The 19,592-nt window shown below is 46.3% G+C and carries 16 protein-coding genes; 7 read left to right on the plus strand and 9 right to left on the minus strand.

The genetic code is table 11. The features are described 5' to 3' along the window. Positions 1 to 13 precede the first annotated feature (13 nt). Together ACYVGR_RS17595 and ACYVGR_RS17600 are read right to left on the minus strand one after the other, a co-directional pair. The gene (locus tag ACYVGR_RS17595; RefSeq protein WP_460958998.1) at positions 14 to 1,972 is read right to left on the minus strand and encodes a sigma 54-interacting transcriptional regulator; all 1,959 of its coding nucleotides are present in this window, start codon (positions 1,970 to 1,972) and stop codon (positions 14 to 16) included. Continuing rightward, the gene (locus ACYVGR_RS17600) at positions 1,969 to 4,278 is read right to left on the minus strand and encodes a tetratricopeptide repeat-containing sensor histidine kinase (protein ID WP_460959000.1); all 2,310 of its coding nucleotides are present in this window, start codon (positions 4,276 to 4,278) and stop codon (positions 1,969 to 1,971) included. Before ACYVGR_RS17600 ends, ACYVGR_RS17595 begins: the two co-directional genes overlap by 4 nt. 315 nt (positions 4,279 to 4,593) lie before the next feature. On the opposite strand from ACYVGR_RS17600, the gene ACYVGR_RS17605 reads away from it, so the two are divergent. From ACYVGR_RS17605 to ACYVGR_RS17625, 5 genes are all read left to right on the plus strand, one after another. Further along, positions 4,594 to 5,421, plus strand: a complete 828-nt coding sequence (locus ACYVGR_RS17605) for an alpha/beta hydrolase (RefSeq protein ID WP_460959002.1) — start codon at positions 4,594 to 4,596, stop codon at positions 5,419 to 5,421. 55 nt (positions 5,422 to 5,476) lie between these two features. Next, positions 5,477 to 6,301, plus strand: a complete 825-nt coding sequence (locus ACYVGR_RS17610) for an alpha/beta fold hydrolase (RefSeq protein ID WP_460959004.1) — start codon at positions 5,477 to 5,479, stop codon at positions 6,299 to 6,301. Positions 6,302 to 6,432: 131 nt separating this feature from the next. Further along, on the plus strand, positions 6,433 to 7,935 hold the full coding sequence (locus tag ACYVGR_RS17615; RefSeq protein WP_460959006.1) for an aldehyde dehydrogenase family protein: 1,503 nt from the start codon (positions 6,433 to 6,435) through the stop codon (positions 7,933 to 7,935). Between the two features lie 110 nt (positions 7,936 to 8,045). After that, on the plus strand, positions 8,046 to 8,801 hold the full coding sequence (locus ACYVGR_RS17620) for an SDR family oxidoreductase (RefSeq protein WP_460959008.1): 756 nt from the start codon (positions 8,046 to 8,048) through the stop codon (positions 8,799 to 8,801). A 25-nt stretch (positions 8,802 to 8,826) separates the two neighbouring features. Continuing rightward, positions 8,827 to 9,609 (plus strand): alpha/beta fold hydrolase, encoded by a 783-nt coding sequence (locus tag ACYVGR_RS17625; protein WP_460959010.1) that lies wholly within the window; start codon positions 8,827 to 8,829, stop codon positions 9,607 to 9,609. Positions 9,610 to 10,075: 466 nt separating this feature from the next. On the opposite strand, the gene ACYVGR_RS17630 is transcribed toward ACYVGR_RS17625, so the two are convergent. The 5 genes from ACYVGR_RS17630 to ACYVGR_RS17650 form a co-directional block, all read right to left on the minus strand. Next, positions 10,076 to 12,223, minus strand: coding sequence for a sigma-70 family RNA polymerase sigma factor (locus tag ACYVGR_RS17630; protein ID WP_460959012.1), 2,148 nt, complete (start codon positions 12,221 to 12,223; stop codon positions 10,076 to 10,078). Positions 12,224 to 12,413: 190 nt separating this feature from the next. Continuing rightward, complete coding sequence (locus ACYVGR_RS17635) at positions 12,414 to 12,905, minus strand: hypothetical protein (RefSeq protein WP_460959014.1); 492 nt, start codon at positions 12,903 to 12,905, stop codon at positions 12,414 to 12,416. A gap of 202 nt (positions 12,906 to 13,107) precedes the next feature. Further along, positions 13,108 to 13,446, minus strand: a complete 339-nt coding sequence (locus ACYVGR_RS17640; RefSeq protein ID WP_460959016.1) for a hypothetical protein — start codon at positions 13,444 to 13,446, stop codon at positions 13,108 to 13,110. 13 nt (positions 13,447 to 13,459) lie between these two features. Continuing rightward, the gene (locus ACYVGR_RS17645) at positions 13,460 to 13,672 is read right to left on the minus strand and encodes a hypothetical protein (protein WP_460959018.1); all 213 of its coding nucleotides are present in this window, start codon (positions 13,670 to 13,672) and stop codon (positions 13,460 to 13,462) included. A gap of 12 nt (positions 13,673 to 13,684) precedes the next feature. After that, positions 13,685 to 13,888, minus strand: coding sequence for a hypothetical protein (locus ACYVGR_RS17650; protein WP_460959020.1), 204 nt, complete (start codon positions 13,886 to 13,888; stop codon positions 13,685 to 13,687). A 929-nt stretch (positions 13,889 to 14,817) separates the two neighbouring features. Between ACYVGR_RS17650 and ACYVGR_RS17655 the strand changes: the two genes are divergently transcribed. Together ACYVGR_RS17655 and ACYVGR_RS17660 are read left to right on the plus strand one after the other, a co-directional pair. Continuing rightward, a complete protein-coding gene (locus ACYVGR_RS17655) occupies positions 14,818 to 15,234 on the plus strand; it encodes an RNA polymerase sigma factor (RefSeq protein WP_460959022.1) in 417 nt (138 codons plus the stop codon). A gap of 353 nt (positions 15,235 to 15,587) precedes the next feature. Continuing rightward, on the plus strand, positions 15,588 to 16,280 hold the full coding sequence (locus tag ACYVGR_RS17660) for a LytR/AlgR family response regulator transcription factor (protein WP_460959024.1): 693 nt from the start codon (positions 15,588 to 15,590) through the stop codon (positions 16,278 to 16,280). Positions 16,281 to 16,631: 351 nt separating this feature from the next. Here the strand turns inward: ACYVGR_RS17660 and ACYVGR_RS17665 are convergent, their stop codons facing one another. Further along, entirely contained in the window at positions 16,632 to 18,548 is a 1,917-nt protein-coding gene (locus ACYVGR_RS17665) for an ATP-binding protein (RefSeq protein WP_460959026.1), read from the minus strand. Positions 18,549 to 18,772: 224 nt separating this feature from the next. Then, on the minus strand, positions 18,773 to 19,592 hold an 820-nt coding region (locus ACYVGR_RS17670), incomplete at its 5' end, for a PorP/SprF family type IX secretion system membrane protein (protein ID WP_460959028.1).

Below are 19,592 nucleotides of genomic sequence, written 5' to 3' on the forward strand. Positions count from 1 at the left end.
TGGTTTCTCAGGCTTAATGATTGTCCATATACTCTTTCCGGATGCCTAGCTTTTTCATTTTAGAATTCAGCGTGGTTGGGGGAACATTCAGAACTTCAGCGGCTCCGCCAGCGCCCCAGATACGGCCATTGCATTTCTTAAGCACGGCAATGATATGATCCCGCTCATTTTCATCGATGGTCTTGATCCGTTGGTCTTCAGACGTCGTTGATACAATCGGTTGCCCCATGTTGAGCAAACCTACCTCCTCAATCAGCGTTCCTTTGGTGAGCAGCACGCTTCGTTCAATCAGGTGTTCCAGCTCCCGAATGTTGCCCGGCCAGTGGTATGCTTGTAGGGTACTCAACGCCTGAGCCGACAGCCCCGTGATCTTCTTGCCCGTTTTCTGGTTATACTGCCGGATAAAATGCTGAACCAGAGCGGGTATATCTTCTTTCCGATCCCGCAACGGCGGAAGGGCGATGGGAAACACGTTCAGCCGATAATACAAATCGAGTCGAAAGCGGCCCTCAGCCACTTCTTTTTCCAGATTGCGGTTGGTGGCCGCAATAATGCGCACGTTGATTTTAATGGACGATTGCCCCCCGATGCGTTCAATCTCTTTTTCCTGCAATACTCGCAGCAACTTTACCTGTAACTCAATCGGCATCTCGCCTATTTCGTCCAGAAAGATTGTTCCTCCATCAGCCTGTTCAAACCGCCCAATTCGCTTGTCGGTGGCGCCCGTAAATGAGCCTTTTTCATGACCAAATAGCTCGGATTCAATCAGATTGACAGGTAACGTAGCGCAGTTGACCCGAATGAGTGGTTTCCGTTTTCGGGGAGAGAGGTTATGAATCGTAGACGCAATACGTTCTTTGCCAGTTCCACTCTCGCCCAAAATCAGGACCGACGTATCGGAAGGAGCAACCAGCGAAAGATGATCGAAAACTGTTAGGAGCAAGTGACTACTACCCACTATACCCTCGAACGTAGTCGGACTGAAAGGACTGTCAGACGCTTGAGAAACAGACTCGATTGATGAAGTTGAGACTGCTGGCGAAGCTTTGGGATTCGCATTTAGCTGGTTTTCAATGGCCGTTGTCAGTACGGGTTTTAATTGGCTAAACAGCGTAATGTGTTCTTCCTGATACGCATCTGGACGGCGACTATAAAACGAAAAATTGAACTGTTCGCCATTCGGTACAACCAGCGGCAGCACCAGGTGGGAGCGCATCAGAAAGGTATCCGCAATCAATTTTCGGATGGATGGTAGTTGACAGGCCCGCTTAAATGTCTGTTCGTCATACCAGATCGCTTCGGTTTCGATGGGTGTTTTTGCCTGCAATACAGCCAGTTCATGCCGTTTTAGATTCGTCATGACCATTAATTCGGTTGGCCCGACTAGTTGGTACTCGTCAAAGCCAATTCGCAAATAACCCTGATCGGCATACGCAGTTGTATTGGCTTCGGCAAAGCCAGTCGCCATGTAGTCGAATGGAATGAACGGTTGAATCGCCTTCCCGATATTCAGTAGCTTTTGATTCCAGTCGATAGGTTCGGCCAGCAGTTTGGTGAGTTGTTTCAGGAGCTGGGTTCCCCGACGAAAACTGGCTTCCAGGCTATGCTCACGGCGATACCGGGCGACTTCGAGCGTGACCAGCACGTCTTTTTCCCGGAAGGGCTTGACTAAAAAACCATCGGGTTGGGTCGCTTTGGCAGCCGTCAATACATCTTCCGTGGAGTTGGCAGAGAGATAAATGAACGGAATTACATCCTCTTTTAATTGTTTGGCCAGATCGATGCCAGTTAGCGGGCCTTTCAGGAAAATATCCAGCAGGACAACATCCGGCTTTTCCTGTCCGATGAGTTCCAGTGCATTAGGAACCGACCGGGCAATACCCGTAACCCGGTAACCCGCCTTTTGCAGCATTAACCGCAGATCGTTGGCTTCAATAAACTGATCTTCAACAATAAGTACGGATTGGTTCATAACGCAGTCGTTTCAAAAGGAAGGTTTGGAGCAATGCTAGCCGATTCTGGCTGGTCAGTTGGTTCGTAGACAAAGCTGATATTGATAATCGTACCGTTCTCATTCACTATCGTAAAGTGGCCATCGATGTCGTCACTGAGTCCGCGCATCAGGCTCAGTCCCAGCGAATCGTGTTGCTGGCTATCCATATCGACTGGTAACCCGATCCCGTTGTCGGCGATGGTGAGCAAATAATTCATGCCGCCCGTGTGCTGGAATGAAATGACAATCTGTCCCAATTTATTGCCAGGAAACGCGTACTTGATGCTGTTGGTAATGGCTTCATTAAGAATCAATCCGATGGGTACCGCATAGGACACCCCCAGTTTAACCGGCTCAATATGCGTCTCAAACCGAATACGCTGACCTGTACCGAAGAAATCCCGCAGATATTCGACAAGTTCCCGGATGTACGTCGACATATCGATAGACGACAGGTTTTCAGATTGGTAAAGTTTTTGGTGAATCAGCGAGATGGCCTGAACCCTGTGCTGACTATCGCGGATGGCCAGCATGGCAGCTTCATCGGTCAGGTAAGCGGATTGCGTATTCAACAGGCTCATTACGATTTGCAGATTGTTTTTTACCCGGTGATGAATCTCTTTGAGCAACCACTCCTTTTCGGTAAGCAATCGTTGAAGTGACTGATTTTGGTCGTTAATTTCTTGCTGATGGGCCTCCAGAATGGCATTACTTCGTTGCTTGAGCCGATACCGATTATAGACTAATGCCAGAATAATCAGCAACAGCGCGATAACAATAAACGTAACGTTTCGCAAGGTTCTTGTCCGATTTAAATCTTTGATTTGCAACTCACTCTGCTTCTTCAACAACTCGATATGCTGGCCCTTTAATTTGATATCCTGGTCTTTCTTTTTGGTATCAAACTGGGTTTGGAGCAAGGCAATCTGCTTGCTTTTCGACTCCGTAAACAAGGAGTCGTTTAAGGCTTTGTAATGCTGGTAATGCGAAATGGCGGACGAATAATTAGCCTGAGCCGAGTCCACTTTAAATGTCCATAAATGATTGGTCGACAAACTGCGCAGCGACCCCATTTTCTCCGATAACATCCGGTGAATCAGCAGGTATTTGTCAGCCTGTTTGTACTGTTGGGTAGCAATGAAAAAACGAATCAGCATCCCATAGGCATAGAGTTGGGTTTCATTATCTATGCCTTCTCGGTTTTCGGATAATCTGACGAGTCGATCACTATAGGGCTGGGCCAGTGTATACTGCTTGCCGGGCATATAGGCATTAATAAATTGTCCTGTAATATAGATTTGACTAGCCAGATCGGGCAGTGTATATTTTTTGACAATAGTCCGTAAAAAAGCCAGGGCAGCCTCTGGTTGATGAAGCAGTACATAGGTATCGCTGATATTAGTTGCCAGGATACAGATGGCCCCAACGTCATTATAGATCTCAGCAATGGCAATCGACTTTCTAAAATACTGATTAGCCAGTTTGAGTTCTTTCAGATTCTGATAGGTGATACCTAGCCGATTATAAATGGTAGCCAGTAGCATGGTCGAATCGCCGGATTGTTCGGCCGTTTGAACCGCCAATAGTCCGTACCGAATCGCTTCTTTATAATCGCCAAGTTCGCCGGAAACCTGGCCTAATAAATCATACACACCCTGTAACCTACCTTTGCCAACGACTTTGTATAAGGTCAACGCCTGCTGAAGCGAAGCCAACGCCTTACTATTATTGCCTTCGACCTGATACAAATCGCCGAGTTCCTTATTACAATTGGCCTGTTTAAGTTTATTTCCCGATTGCTGAAACGTCGACAGGGCCAGTTCCGCCATCTTTATTCGTTCGGCCAGCCCAGCTCCAATTAGCGGAGAATAGCTTCCGAGTTCAAAATAAGCTTCGCCCAGTTCATCCAGATAGTGGGCATTGGAAAAAATGGTAATGGCTTTCCGCACCAGCGCTTTGGCTTGCTCCTTCTTTCCGTCATGGTTGTACACGCGGGCATACAAAATGTAGCTGGTTGCCTGCCCTTTTAGATCGTGTAGCTTCACGCTCAACTGCTCAGCTTGTCGGGCCACTGCCATCGCACTATCCATATCGGCCGCCTGCGCGTTCGGTTTGAACATGTAATAGGTAGCCAAATCCTGCAACACATGAACGCGCTGGGTATCCGGCTTACTTTTCTGCAAACGGACCAGTAATTCCCTCGATGAATCGCCCGTTTGCGCTTGAGCAGAAGCCGTCAATAGTGAACATCCTATAAGACAGGTAACCAACAACAGTCTCTTCATTATTTTTCTTTCGGCTACGAATACATAAACCAGGCCATCGCGGGTAATAAACTGGAAGACGACGACAGCAAGTAAACTAACTCACTGTCTATCAGCACATATCCAATAAATATCCGGTTTTTTCAACTGATTTGGTAACGTTCTATATCGAATGGTCAAGCCATACGCAACGATATATCGTTGTTCTGCTCGTTGTCCAACGATATTCAGTAGCTAATTTTTTGGCACGAAAGTATAACTAGCTGATTTTTAGTAGTTTAAAATATTGGTCTTTCGTTTGGTTTAGGTGGTTCAACCAAGTAAACTAAAACGATCATGAAAATTACCCGTCCCAAAACCATTGTCTTTATCACCGGCGCGTTTGTCAGCAACGATTGCTGGAAGGAGTGGCAAGCCTATTTCGAACAGAAGGGTTACACAACCATCGCCCCGCCCTGGCCACACAAAGATGCCCCCGCCGAAGTATTACGAAACCGACATCCAGATTCCGAGATCGCATCCAACCGCCTAGCCGACCTAACGAACTATTACGCTCAGATTGTGGAGCAACTGCCCGAAAAACCCATCCTGATTGGCCATTCTATTGGCGGCCTAATGGTTCAGCTTTTGTTACAACGGGGTCTTGGCGCAGCGGGCATTGCCATTCACTCAGTTCCTCCGCAGGGTATCTTTACCTTCAAGCTATCCTTTTTGAAAGCGGGTTGGGGACCGTTGGGCTTTTTCACGTCTACCAAAGAAACATACATGATGTCGTTTAAGGATTGGCAATATGCCTTTACGAATGGCATGCCCCTCCAACAGCAGAAAGACGGTTACTACCAATTTGCCTTACCCGAATCCAAACTCATTGTTCGGGATACCATTACAGCAGCGGCCCACGTCGATTTTAGCAAGCCCCACGCTCCTCTTCTGCTTACCTCCGGCAGCACAGACCACACGATTCCGGCCTCGCTCAATTACGACAATTACCGCAAATACCAACATTCGGATTCCATAACGGATTACAAAGAATTCGAAGGTCGCAACCACTTTGTACTGGGCCAGCCAACCTGGAAAGAAGACGCCGACTACATTCTGAACTGGATTAATAATACACTGCCCCAGCCAGAAATCACCAGTAAAATCCTGAAAATCAATAACTAATCCTTACCCCACACTCTTTCGCTCATTCACTCTTTCACTCTTTCTTTACTTCCTCATGAAAACGATACTCCTCTCATCGCTCCTGCTCGTATCCCTGTTTTTCACGCTGATGTCATGTACCCAAAATGACACAGTTACGCCCGTTTCCAAAACGTTCGTGTTGGTCCACGGAGCCTGGCAGGCACCTTATGCCTGGCAATCGGTTAAAGATCAATTGGTGCAGCAAGGCCAAAACGTAGTCGTAGTCGAACTGCCCGGTCACGGAGCGGATAATACGGCGCCCGCTACTTTATCGATGGACGTTTACCGGGATAAAGTTGTGGGCGCGATTAATGCGCTCTCGGGAAATGTGATTCTAGTTGGTCATAGTATGGGCGGGATGGTTGTATCGGCCGTTGCGGAAAAAATCCCCAGCCGAATCGATAAACTGGTGTATGTCGGGGCATTTTTACCGGCCAATGGACAATCCTTGCTGGCGCTGGCTTCTACAGATAGTACGTCGCAATTAGGCCCCGCTTTAATCCCTTCCGCCGATCAGCTTACCCTGGGAATCAAGACCGAGAATTTAGCGCCGATCTTCATTCAGGATGGATCAGACGCAGTGAAAAAACAGGTGGCCGATAACTACCGGGCCGAACCCTTTATTCCCTTTACCAATCCCGTTACGCTAACGACCGCCAACTTTGGTAAAGTAGCTAAGTACTACGTATACACCGCGCAGGATCATGCGGTGAGTCCGAATCTGCAAAAACGAATGGTGGCAGCAGCAGGCATCAAAAGTACTTATACGCTTAACAGTAGCCACTGTCCATTCCTGTCGATGCCCAAGGAAGTGACGACGTTGCTTCAGACCATTGCGAAAGAAACTCCGGTGCAATAACCTTACGGCAGCGACCGACCGTCCCAACCGAAGCGTCGGACCGTCCCTCTCCTTGAAAAAAGGAGAGGAGCTACTCAACCACCCTTCACACTACTATCTAATCCGCTAACCTTTTTACTCTCCTTACTAGTATGCTAACCTTAGAAACAACCATTGGCCTTGATGACCAACATGCACAGATCAATTACACGGCGTTAAATAAGCAATTTATTAACGGACAATGGGTTGATGGACGGGAAGATGCCACCGTTGATAACCTGAATCCATATACCGATGAAGTTATTCATACGCTTCGTTCGGCAGGGACGGCCGATGTTGATGCCGCCTTTGAGGCCGCCAAACGGGCTTCTTATACCTGGGCAGCCACTAACCCACTCGTTCGTCGGGATATACTTCTGAAAGCGGCTACGATTCTGTTGGAACGTCAACAGGAGTTTATTGATTGGCTGACCCAAGAAACGGGCAGTACGTATTTGAAAGGCCTACTTGAGGTGCAGCAATCACACGATATTCTAGTCGAAGCGTCCTCGTTCCCCACCCGTATGCACGGGCGTACCACCGCATCGACAATCGATGGGAAAGAAACCTACGTATACCGCAAGCCGTTAGGTGTTGTCAGCCTCATTAGCCCCTGGAATTTTCCCTTGTACCTCTCCATGCGGACGATTGCCCCGGCTCTGGCGGTTGGTAACACAATGGTCGTCAAACCAGCCTCGCAATCCCTGGTTACGGGCGGAACAATCATCGCTAAGTTGTTAGAAGAAGCGGGTATGCCTGCTGGCGTGTTTAACGTTGTGGTTGGCCGATCGGAAATTATTGGGGATTACTTTACGGCTCATCCCTATTCGAGAATGGTTTCGTTTACAGGCTCAACACCAGTAGGAAAAGGGATCGGGCGAATTGCCGGGGAAGGCCTCAAAAAGTCGGCGCTGGAGTTGGGTGGCAACAATGTCTTCATGGTGCTGGATGATGCCAATGTCGATAAAGCCGTCGATGGGGCCGTGTTTGGGCGATTCCTGCATCAGGGTCAGGTTTGCATGGCGACCAATCGCATTCTCATTCACGAAAGCCTTTACGAAGAGTTCAAGACCAAGTTTGTGGCCAGGGTAAAGCAACTTCCCTACGGCGATCCAGCCGATAAAAACACGATAGTTGGACCCTTGATCGACCATAAATCGGTTCAGCGCATCCTGGGTATTCTGCAAAGTGCCGTAGCCGATGGCGCTGTTGTTGAAACTGGAAACGTAGCAGACGGCAATGTCCTGCAACCCACCGTTCTATCGGGCGTTACTAAACACATGCGTGTTTTCAAAGAGGAAATTTTTGGACCAGCCGTGGGCCTCGTCCCCTTTGCCGACGATGAGGAAGCTATCGAGTTAGCCAATGCAACCGACTTTGGGTTAAGTGGAGCCCTGTATACCCGAGATATTTACCGAGGTATGCAACTGGCTCGCCGGGTGGAAACGGGTATGATGCACATCAACGACCAGTCGGCTAACGACGAAGTACACACACCCTTTGGGGGCGAAAAATCATCAGGCACTGGTCGCTTCGGCGGTGATTTTATTCTGGAAGAACTGACGACTGTTCAATGGGTGAGTGTTCAGAAAGTCGCCCGATACTATCCATTTTAAGGCTAGTTGCACCTATTCTTTATAGCATCCACAGCCACATTCTACCTCTCTCCTTCGCAATCTCACAAGAACCGAATTAACTCAAATCAACCTTAATTCAACACAACATCATGAATCGTCTTCAAAATAAAGTAGCCATCATTACGGGTGGAAGCAGCGGTATCGGCCTAGCCACCGCCAAAGAATTTATCGCGCAGGGAGCTACTGTCCTCATTACCGGACGCAGCCAGGAATCCCTCGACCAAATTACCGCCGAGTTGGGCGAAAAAGCCTACGGTATTGTCTGGGATGCCAGCATTCCGGGCAATGCAGATCATTTGGCAAACTTCGTACAGGCAAACTTCTCCAGTATCGATATTCTGTTTGTAAACGCCGGGGTAGCCAAATTCGCTCCTTTCGAAACAATGACCGAAGCGATCTACGACGAAAGCATGAACACCAATGTCAAAGGGGCTTATTTCACGATTCAATCCTTATTGCCTTATTTCAAAAATGGCGGTTCAATCATTCTGAATACGTCCATCAATGCCCACGTTGGCGCACCGAGCGCCAGTGTATATGCAGCCACAAAAGGAGCTTTGCTTACCCTGGCAAAAAATCTATCAACAGAACTGATTTCTCGCCATATACGCGTCAATGCCATTAGTCCGGGGCCAGTTGATACGTCACTCCATAGTGCGGCCAAGCTCGGCATTTCTGATCAGCAATTAAGCCAGATGAATCAGGGCATAATTAAGGCCGTTCCACTCGGCCGCTTTGGTCGACCAGAAGAGATTGCCAAGGTCGCTCTGTTCTTTGCTTCGGACGATTCGTCGTTTGTAGTAGGTGCCGAACTGATCGTGGATGGCGGCATGTCGATGGGGTAAAGTCAGTTTTTAACCAAACACAATCATGTACACACTAAACCGCGCTCTTGGCGCATTAACCGGTATTATTATGGCAGTTTCAACTATCTCAGGAGCAGACGCTCAATCGACTAAAACGGGCGTAACCAATGTAGTCTTCGTTCATGGTGCCTTTGCCGATGGATCAAGCTGGTCCAAAGTGATTCCACTGTTGGAAGCCAAAGGACTTACCGCCATTGCAGTGCAAAATCCACTCACATCATTGGCCGATGATGTAGCAACTGCTAAACGGGCCATCGCATCTCTTCACGGCCCCGTGCTTTTGGTTGGTCATTCGTGGGGTGGGGTTGTCATTTCCGAAGCAGGCAACGATCCGAACGTAGCTGGTTTGGTCTACGTAGCAGCTTTTGCACCGGACGATGCGCAGTCGCTTATTGATGCGTCTCAAACCGCACCACCCGCACCAGGTCTCGGTGAGGCTAAGCCCGATGCCGCAGGTTTTCTTTCCCTCACGCAAAAAGGTGTTCTGGAAGATTTTGCTCAGGATTTACCTGTATCCGAACGCAAGGTAATCTGGGCAACCCAAGGACCCTGGGCCGCTTCTGCTACCGGCGAAAAAATTACAAAAGCGGCCTGGCGACTAAAACCTTCCTGGTACATTGCGGCCAGCGAAGATCGCATGATCAACCCCGATTTGCAGCAGCAGTTTGCCCGTAAGATGAAGGCAACTACCCTTACACTCAAAACCAGCCATGTGCCGATGGTTTCGCAACCTGAGCAAGTAGCCGCTTTCATCATCGAAGCAGCCACCCACGTGGTCGTTCAGTAATAAATTATAACACTAGTGGTCAAGTTCTATTGCTGAATAGGCAACGGAACTTGACCACTAGTGTTAGTCGATTCTTGGGCATAAAACGAAGAAGCTATCTAAATGGCAAGGTGGCCCTTCATCTGTGACAACAACCCATAGTTTTCCATCACTGCGTAATAATTCGGTAAGATTCATCGGTAATGCGTTTAGTGATTTTGTTGAAAATCCATTGTTTTCGCTTCTTCCTGATTGTTTTCCAGGTGTATTTCCAGTCGGCGAAGTCGGACCCGGAGCTGCGTTATTCAAAGATCCAGCAACGTAAAACCAATAAACACGGGCCGAATAATGGCCTTACTAGACGCATCTGAGTCATACTGATTAAAACCGGGATTTCCTCCGTTTCCAGGATGAATATAGCCTGTACCATGATGGCCATTGAGTTATCTGGCGCGAAGGGCGGCTCTGACCGGTTTTCCCGTTAAAATCAATTCAGTTTCAGCAAACGTAGTCGCAATCGAATACCGGCCATGCTGACACGAAGCGACTCAGAAGTTGTACCACTAATTGGGTAGCTGAAATAGGGTTCTACCCACCACTCCTGTTTTCCAACCGTCAGGAGCCGGACGCCTGAGGACACGGTTAGCCAACGAAATGGTTGTAGAAGCACACTGGTCGAATTGGACTGGATAACCTGATCTGTGGAACTGCTGGCATGGTGGCTCGAATCAGCGGGATTATTTCCCAAGGAGGTAAGCCGATAATCGCTTCGTTGTGTTTCGCCAAACGCGAGCCCAGAGGATACTCCCAAGGCTCCCCACCAACTCACGCGTTTGGTTTCCACGATACGATAACGGACAGCCAGGGGTAAAGCCATAGTCCACCATTGATACGTCTTCTGAACTAACTCACGTCGGTTCAGCGAATCCTGCGTTATCAGTCCATTACCGGCCTGAGTGAGTTGCGGACGAGCTATCGCTAGTCCCGTTTCAATAACGAATTTTCGACTCAGTTGCCAGTCGGCCCATATACCACCGGTTGCACCAAAAGATGGGTTCATTGTGGGCGTATAAACAGCCTGTACTCCACCTAAAACCCCTACATTTATGGAATGCTTAATAGCTATCGATTGAGGTCTCGTACTCGACAATGCACGCACCACAACCGCCAGACTGACAGGGATTCGATTATGCAAAAATGGCTTTTCAGCAAGCTTGTCTATAGGCAGTAGAAAGCGTTCATGAATGGTGATTGGCTCGTCTGCTTTCCGACCTGTTTCAGTAAACCCCGATGGATAAATAGTCGCCGGACTTTTGGCTGTCGATTGATAGCCACTGGCGTAAAATCCAGATTGTTTCGTCAATCGTTTTTTGTCAGCACCCTGATTGTTCGTTTGCTTAAGTCGACCACCCGATCCAGTCGAAGAGACGATAGGTGCATTAGCTCTACTGGGCCGTGCATTTAGACTGGTAGCCGTGCCTTTAGGAGCTATTCTCTTTTTGAAAAAAGCTGTAGCTAAGGGATCAGTTAAAGATTCGGGCCAAGGTTCGTTTACACTAGAAGTCGTTCTATTCGTTAACGCTATTGGGTCTTTCAGGTTTTCTTTGGAGGCTTTCTCCAGATCATAAGACGGTGTTTGAGTCGAAATCAACGACAGCCTATTTTCTTTCGAATCCTCAGGATGATGCTCTTCTCCAAGCTGATTCCAAATAATCACAGCAGTTTGGCCCGCTTTAGGCCCTTTCTTATAATAGGTTGTTCCAGGTAAATTTCCCCCGGTTAAAGTGGATGGTAAACGTGTGGCTGAAGTCGCCACACGGGATTGTGATTTAGGCCAAAAATGATCAGGAGCCTGCGATTTTTCACAGATCACCCCAACCACCACCAGTACGATTAGTTTACTCGTTTGCCACCATCTGTGCCGATGCTGCCGTTGTTGTACCCGTTCAAACTGTTGCCAGGCATCCCCATCAGGCATAGGTTCATAACTATGTAATTTTTCCCGAAAATGGCGCCAATCTGGGTCTTCTGAATGAGTAGTAGTTGGAACATAATAGATGGGCATAGCCGTACGGACAGAACCTTCTTCTCGAAGCAATTCTCTTAAGCGCTGCTTGGCACGTGTCAGATAAACTCGGGAGCTACTCACCGGAATAGCCAGTAAATGAGCAATTTCTTCGTGCGAGTAACCTTCAATTTCGTACAGATTAAACGTCAACCGCCACAAATCGGGTAGTTGAGCCAGCAATTCTATAATCTGCTCAGCCTGTAGGTTATCGGATAAGGTTTCCGGGATACCTATCTCAATCGCCTGATCGTCGATTGAGATGTCAGTTGAATACCGTTTTTCTTTTCGATAGGCGTCAACAGCAGTATAAACGGCTAATCGGCGTAGCCATCGACGAAAATATTCCGGGTAACGACACGCAGACTCAAGCTGGTAAAACAGCTTTAAAAAACAGTCATTGAGTGCTTCCTGTGCCATTTCTTTCGAAGAAAGATAACGTATACAGGTTCCGTATACCAAGCCGTAATATCGCTCAAATACTTTTTTCTGTGCTTTCGGAGAAGCTCTTCGGCATCCTTCCAGCCATTCCTGCTCCTGTGGCGTACAATCCAGTAATTCAGCTACCATATGCGTTTGGGTAGTCTTGATTTTTTAGGCTAAGACAAGATGATCTACCATTAGTCAGACTGTACTAATACGTTTTGATGAATTGATAGAGCGCGGAGGAAGACCAATAGAACCCTTGATTAACAAGGCAATAGCCATACACCACCCATAGTCTCGCGACGGACTATGGGTGGTGTATGGTCAGAAACTATTAAATATTAATTATTCCCAGATCGGTCGTAGCGTTCTCTAAAACCTTGACTTTGTTAATAGTTTTCGTAAACTGGCTACCGATACCTATGAGAACTACCCGGTAAGTCCCCGAAGGCACATCGGTTAGCTTAAAGGGTTGATTGAGCCCCGTTGTGGTGGATAATTTGGTACTGGTTTCTTTCCAGACTGTATCGGTATATACCACAGCACTAGCTTTTCCCACGCCCATACTATCGTTCCTCGCGGTCATGGTAACAAGTTTATCAATATCAAGCTTTACCGCTGTAACAGAAAAACCAGTGGGTAATTGGCCTATCGAATGGCCCATTGAATCGATCATTGCTTGTGCAATTTTGGGAGTGCCCGTGATTGCCGAGCCGTCGGCCACTTTACTGGATGCAGTCGGGATGCTACTGCTGGTAGGTTGAATGTCTTGATGGCAACCAGTCAGGATTGATAACAGACTTCCTAAGAAAAATATCTTTTTCATTGACTTAAACAGTTAAACGTGAGTGACACCATAGCTATCGGTCAATGAGGAAGTCGAGAGAAAGCGACAAAACGCTACAAAACGTTTATAAAATTTTAAACTTTTTTTTCACCCAATCAAACAGTTCATTTTAATTATCTGACTTTCAAAAAGTTAAATATTTTTACACTAAATCCAAAAAGACGTTTGAAATCTGGCTTTCTTAGCGTAATAGTTGTTCGGCTTCATTGAGCCTGTACTTCAGTCGCCTTAAAGCCTCCATATTACCAGTATGTATAAATTCCAGTAAATCGGCTCTGGCATACAACTCGATTATATTCCAGACGGGGATATAACGAGTTGGATCAGGCGATACCTCAATCACCTCCCAAACGGTTGTCCGAAACGCGTAGTAGGCTCCAGAAACATCTCCGCTGGATTCTATACTTTGCATGAAGGAGTTAGCAAGATAAACTCGCCCAAGGGGTGTAGTAAAGAAATCATTAGGTTCACTACCCATAACACCATAACCAGTAAGGCCCAAAATAGATCGACGAATCATCTGTAGTTCTAGCTTATTCTGTGCGGTTCCATTCTTCTATAACAAGAGCAAAAACGGTTATCCAGGACCCTAACGATTTGATCAACATCATCTGGATTGTAGGCCAGCCCATCAGGATAAAAGGATTCCTGACAGCTTTACTTTCCAGCATGATCAGCGCTATCATTGCCCCAATTAACCATAGCATAAACATGGTTACCGTTAGCAATACAACTGGGCTTACCATAGTAGATAAGGTTTATGGTTTGACATTATTGGACCACCATGCCTTAATCTGATCTAGTATATAGGCTATAACAATGAGCCAGCTTCCCAGCAAGGAAAGAAAAACACACTCGTCCAGGGATGATTTCTCCTGGGGTTGTTTTTCCATAGCTTTCCAGGTAATGGGAAAGGCAAGAATGGCTCCAGCCAGATAAATACAGAGTGACCAGAAAATCATAGTGATTTGGGCAAATCAATAAGCAGGCCAAACACTACAAAATAGTTAACACCCTGAAAGTATGACACTTACAAAAGAGAACAGAACCTTTCCTTCCAACCTGAGAGATTTCGCCAGTTAGTTATAGTTCAATGGTCAATTACGACAGCCAAACGAACAATAAACAGCACATAAAGGAATAGCAGACAATTGTGCCCCGGTTTTTGCAGTCAGAACTCTAAGTAGATCCTCAATATCCTGTAAGCATCTTATGGGGTTGATTCAGAAAGAAAAGTTAGTAAAGCAGGCTAAAAATTTTAGCCTGCTTTTTTGTTTGTATTGACTCACGGATAAAATAAAACGCCCAAATATGAAGGGCTGGCCGAAAGGTGATCTCCTCCGGACCATTGGTTTTCAGAACAGAGTTGAGAGCGGATCTGCCTAGAAAGGCGCACAAAATCATCATGCCCTCCCCCCTATAGCTGTTAAACGCATGGCAACATAGGTATGATCGGCCGTTCGACGTTGCTAATCCATGAAGCGCATATCCTGCTGATTATTGGGAAGATAGGGCAATGGCACAATCAGCAAATCTTCTAAATAAGCTTCTTTTTTTCTAGTCGAAGAGAATCTTGCAGTTAGGTACATCAGGATAATCAATAACCACCAATAAATAGGCTATAAACGGTGTGCTATAGAATAGCAGGCAACCGTGCCCCAGTTTTTGCTGGTTAGGAACGGTAAGGGATAGATATTCTGGATCGTGTGTCAACTCCCGTAAAACACCGTAAGATACATTGACTTTTTAGCAACCCATTAGCCTTAACCTAATGATACAATCAACCTCCTCTAGTCGACTCCCCGAATTCAGTGAGTCATGCCCCACAACCACTTCGTTTGACCTGCTGTATAGGAAACATGTCTCCAAAGTCTATCGAAAGTGTCTTGCTATGACTAACAATCCAGCAACTGCACAAGACTATACGCAGGACATCTTTATTAAAGTCTTTCAAAAACTAGACACGTTTCAAAACAGTTCTTCACTAGCCACCTGGCTCTACGCCATCACCCACAATTATTGTCTGGATCAAATACGCGCCAAACGCCGTCATCGTAGCTGTGCCCTAGACGAGTCGCTAACGGATTCCCTGGTCGAAGAAGCCGATGAGAAAATAGACTATACCTTAATGGAGCAGCTAATACAGACGCTGCCTGAAGCAGATCAATACCTGCTTTATACGCATTATCAGCAGGGCATTGATCAGGCTACGTTAGCTCGGCAACAATGGATTAGTTTAAGTGCCGTAAAGATGCGGTTGTTCCGTAGCCGACGAAAACTACTGGAACAGTATAAAAAGCTACTTTAAACATCAAGAAATAAATCAATTTCAGAAGCCTTCAGGCAGATCAATTCAATAACGTGCGTCTGCTTGGGGCTTCTGAAATTTAGACGAATTATCGGAGAGTGAGTTACAATAACGTAGTTGGGTATACCAAAATAAGGAAGACAGCTTTTTCACGTAATAGAATTCGACAATTAAACAGCTTAACTTACCAGATGTTGAACCAACCTCAGGCTTGGTATCAACGTTTTGGCAGAGCCCCAAAGGCACACTTTTGTCTCCAAAAAATTTATTAAAGTGACTCCATAAAGTGGTATCATCAACATTGAAATTATTTCACTATATAGCAGCCATAAACAACCACACATAGCACCATCATGACATATTTGAGCCTCTTGCTAATTGAGGATGATCCGGTCTGGCTGGATACCCTTCAAGCGATGGCCGCTCAATTAGGCTTCCGAGCGATCCGATCAGCCACGACCCTGGCGCAGGCCAGTCAACTCCTGGAAGAGCAGCAGCCGGACTTTATTGTCGCAGATATGGTTCTGCCCGATGGGCTGTCCGTCGAGTTGCTGAGTAAGGCCTATCCGCAACTACCCGTTATTTTTCAAACGGCTTATCCGCGGGAAGACTTACTGCGTCAAGCCATTCGGATGCCTCATATTGGGTTTCTGGTTAAACCCTTTGGCTTGTTTGGTCTGAAAGCGGCTCTGGAGATGCTCTGCACCCAACTACCCGGCCTTATCCTTCATACCCCTAAAGGGATTACAATTCCGGGGAAACATGGCACCCAAGTCATGATACAGTTTGATGCTATCTACTGGATTAAGGCGGAGGGAAATTATTCAATTATCCGTACGATGGATCAGAAACATGTACTGAAACGATCCTTACGCAAGCTAGTTAGCGAGTTACCAAAGACGTTTATACAGATTCAAAAAGGCTATGTTGTCAACAGAAGCCTGATCGGTCGGTTGAGCACAACCGCCCTGGAAGTTAATCAGGAGTGGATTCCCATTGGTCGAACCTACCGTAAGCAGATTTTGGCGCGTATTCAATCTGGTTAATAATCTATCCTACAATGGTTCAAGAAGTTCATACAAAATCTTCTAACTTTTTATTATGTAAATATTTTCTATACATTTGTTTACTTTTAACGAAGTAAACGAAAAGTGGGAGCTATTACATCCTGCTTTTAATGGTGTGGATAGAAGGCCAGAAAGCAGACAAAATATTTTTGTCTGCTTTTTTGTGTCTACACTTTACCTGTAAACTAACGTAAGTCTATCCAGATTGAATAGACACCAATACCCGTTTTCGATAAGCCTGACCAATGGTAATCAAGTGTTGGTGAACCTATACCGCCGAGTTCTGATAGCATAGAGCCGCTTAACACACGCTAAAAACTACTCCCACTATCAATAGCCACGAATTGGTAACATTAGCTCAAAGGTTGTCCCTTCCCCTGGCTTACTATGGAGATCAATAGTAATCCGATTACTTTTTATAAAACGTCCTACCAGAATCATTCCAAGGCCACGGAACGAGTTGGGTTGTAATTCCGCATGAAGTAGCCTATTTTTAATAGAAGCTACTTTCTCAGGACTCATCCCTCGTCCATTATCTTCGATGATCAATCGGGCTCGCTTCTTTTCGTTCTCAGCAAAAGCTTTCAAGGTAACTTTACCACCTAATCGTGTATTTTTCAAAGCATTATCAAAAATATTTCGAATAATTAAATCACAGGCATTCGTATCCACATAAACCATGAGGTTTTCTGGACATTCTGTTATTATTTGTATTTGCTGGTACTGGGCGATTCGTTGATAAAGCTCCGTGACATGACGAATTTTCTCATCTAGCCGCACATTTTCGGGGTTATACGGGGTCTCTTCGCGCTGGGTTAACGCCCAGCTTAGCAGATTATCAAGCAAGAGAGAGATATGTTTACCCGTTTCATCTATCGATTGAGATACCTTTTCCAGGTCTGTATATCGGTTTGTGCTTAGGTAATACCGTATTAACTCAGCCATATTCTGAAAACTCGCAAAAGGACGTCGCAGGTCATGGGCAATTACCCCAAAAAAGTAATCCCTAACCTGATTGAGTTTAACAATTTCTTCGAAAGCGTTTTTGAGTTTTTTGTTTGCCAGGCGTTGGCGATAAATGGAAAAACCAGTAGCCAAAAGTCCAACACTGGTTAGTAGTCCTAGCCATAAATATAGTTGGCTCCGAGTCTCCGTCAGTTGCTTTTCCTGCTCTAAAAGCTTATTCTGGGCGTCTTTTTTCTCTACCTCGTAGGTTACGACGGCATCCTGAAGCTTTGTTTTTACGTTCTGAACATCAAATTGTTCACCATAAGAATAAATGCTATCAGCCCAAATAGCTGCCTCTTTATATTTTTTTAATCCGACCAATGATGCATGTATGCCAGCACTGGTATACCAGAGGTATCGTACAGGCGGCTCATCCTGCTTATGGGCCATTTTCATCGTCAGTTGATAAGCCTCTAAAGCTTTATCATACTTCTGTTGCAGTTCATAATAAAACCCAAGGTTATATAGGTGAACAATAGGTACAGTTCGCTGGTGTTTGGTAATCAGATTAATGATATCAAGTGTGTATACCTGGGCTTCTTTAAATCGCTCTTTGCTCTCATACAGTAAGGCCAGAACATTCAGTAAGTGGATTTTATAATAAATATATTGCGGATGTTTATTGATTAAGGCAAGCCCTTTCGTTATCTGGGCCAAAACCTGATCGCTATTCTTCTTTAGAGATCCCCATCCAAGATAACGGCTAAAGGCATAGGCGTAAAGAATCTGTAACTCTGGATTAGTTGAATAGCGACTTAAGGCCATTGCTTCTTTTAAATATTGGTGGCCAAACTGGGGTTTATCGGGCGAATTTTGCTCATCTCGTTCTAGTATCATTATACCCATATTGGACAAGGCCGATACCATTCCTGTTGAATCGCGTTGCCTTTTATAGTGTTCATAGGCAAGCTTAGCGCAAGAAAAAGCGGTGTCTAAATTCGTCTTGAACCGTTGTTGGTAGGCATTAAAATACCAATAATGGCTCTTAGCGTCTGGGTAGGTCGACAACTCTTTCTTTATCTCTTCAAGGTAAGGCTGATTGATTTTAAACTCCCACGAAAGAAGGCTTTTTTCCAGGCTTAGCAGGGTTGTAAGGCGGTCAATCCCACGTTGAGTAATGAGCGTTTTTTGTAAACTATCAATATTAGAGGTAACCTGAATTTGACTAAAAGAAGGCACTTGTGCCCAAAGCACAGTCATCTTCATAAAAAATAGATTGAATAGTATAATCTGTTTCATACATGTACCTTTTCTGTAGTACGGCTACGGTTAATCTTATTGAATTAGCTATAATACAGCACACGCTTGATTAAGGGCCACTCAGCGCAGATTTAACTCAACTTAGTGATCGCATTCCAGTAACTACTATCAGTATCAGCACATAATGGCAACGGATCTTAAATGGATGCATGTAAATTACTACATCCGTTTAAGATCCGTTGACCTACTAACAGTAGTTCTGTTTAAAAATACCTGGGCGTCAGAATCCGATTCTTCCCGAAGCCAAACTCATACCGAATCATGATTTCATGCGAACTGGGCGCCACATCCCGTAACCCGTTCATCGTCCGATCATAGGCATACCCAAACCGGAACTGATCCGTTAGCTGGACTTCCAGCATACCCACAATAGCATCCGTCGTGAAGGTCGACCAGGTCGAGAACTGATTCCGACGAATCGACGCCCCCAGCGCGATCCGATCCGCAAACCAGAAGTTGAGGTTGCCATCGAAACCCAACGGCGCCCCTTCGGCATACTTCACCAGCAGCGAGGGTTTCATCTTGACCACCGGGCTAAGACCCACCACAAAACCAGCTGCCAGATACGCATGACGCGCCTGCACCGACCGCAAATCGCCAACGTTGTACTCACTCAATCGATTCTTGATCAGCCGAGGCAACGAGACGCCCAAATACGCCCGATCGTTGCTCAGGTAAATTCCCGTGCCGAAGTTGGGCAGAAGCCTGGAGATGTTGCTGGCAAAAGCGGGGTCCACCTGGCCATCGGCCGAGGTTTTCACCTCCGCCAGATTGGCCTGATAGCTCGACGCACCCGCCTGAAGACCTAACGCCAGGGTGGTTTTGGCCCCCACCTTAATCCGGAACGAATACGAGGCAAAGCCACCAGCTTCCTGAATGACCCCAGCCTTGTCGCTATAGAGCTGTAAGCCAACGCCTACCCGCTCCTGTTTCAGGGGCATATCGGCAGTAAACGTAGCGGTCTGGGGAGCCCCCGCTACGCCCGTCCACTGATTGCGGTACAACGCCGACATGCTCAGCACA

The sequence above is a fragment of the Spirosoma litoris genome (assembly GCF_054776755.1).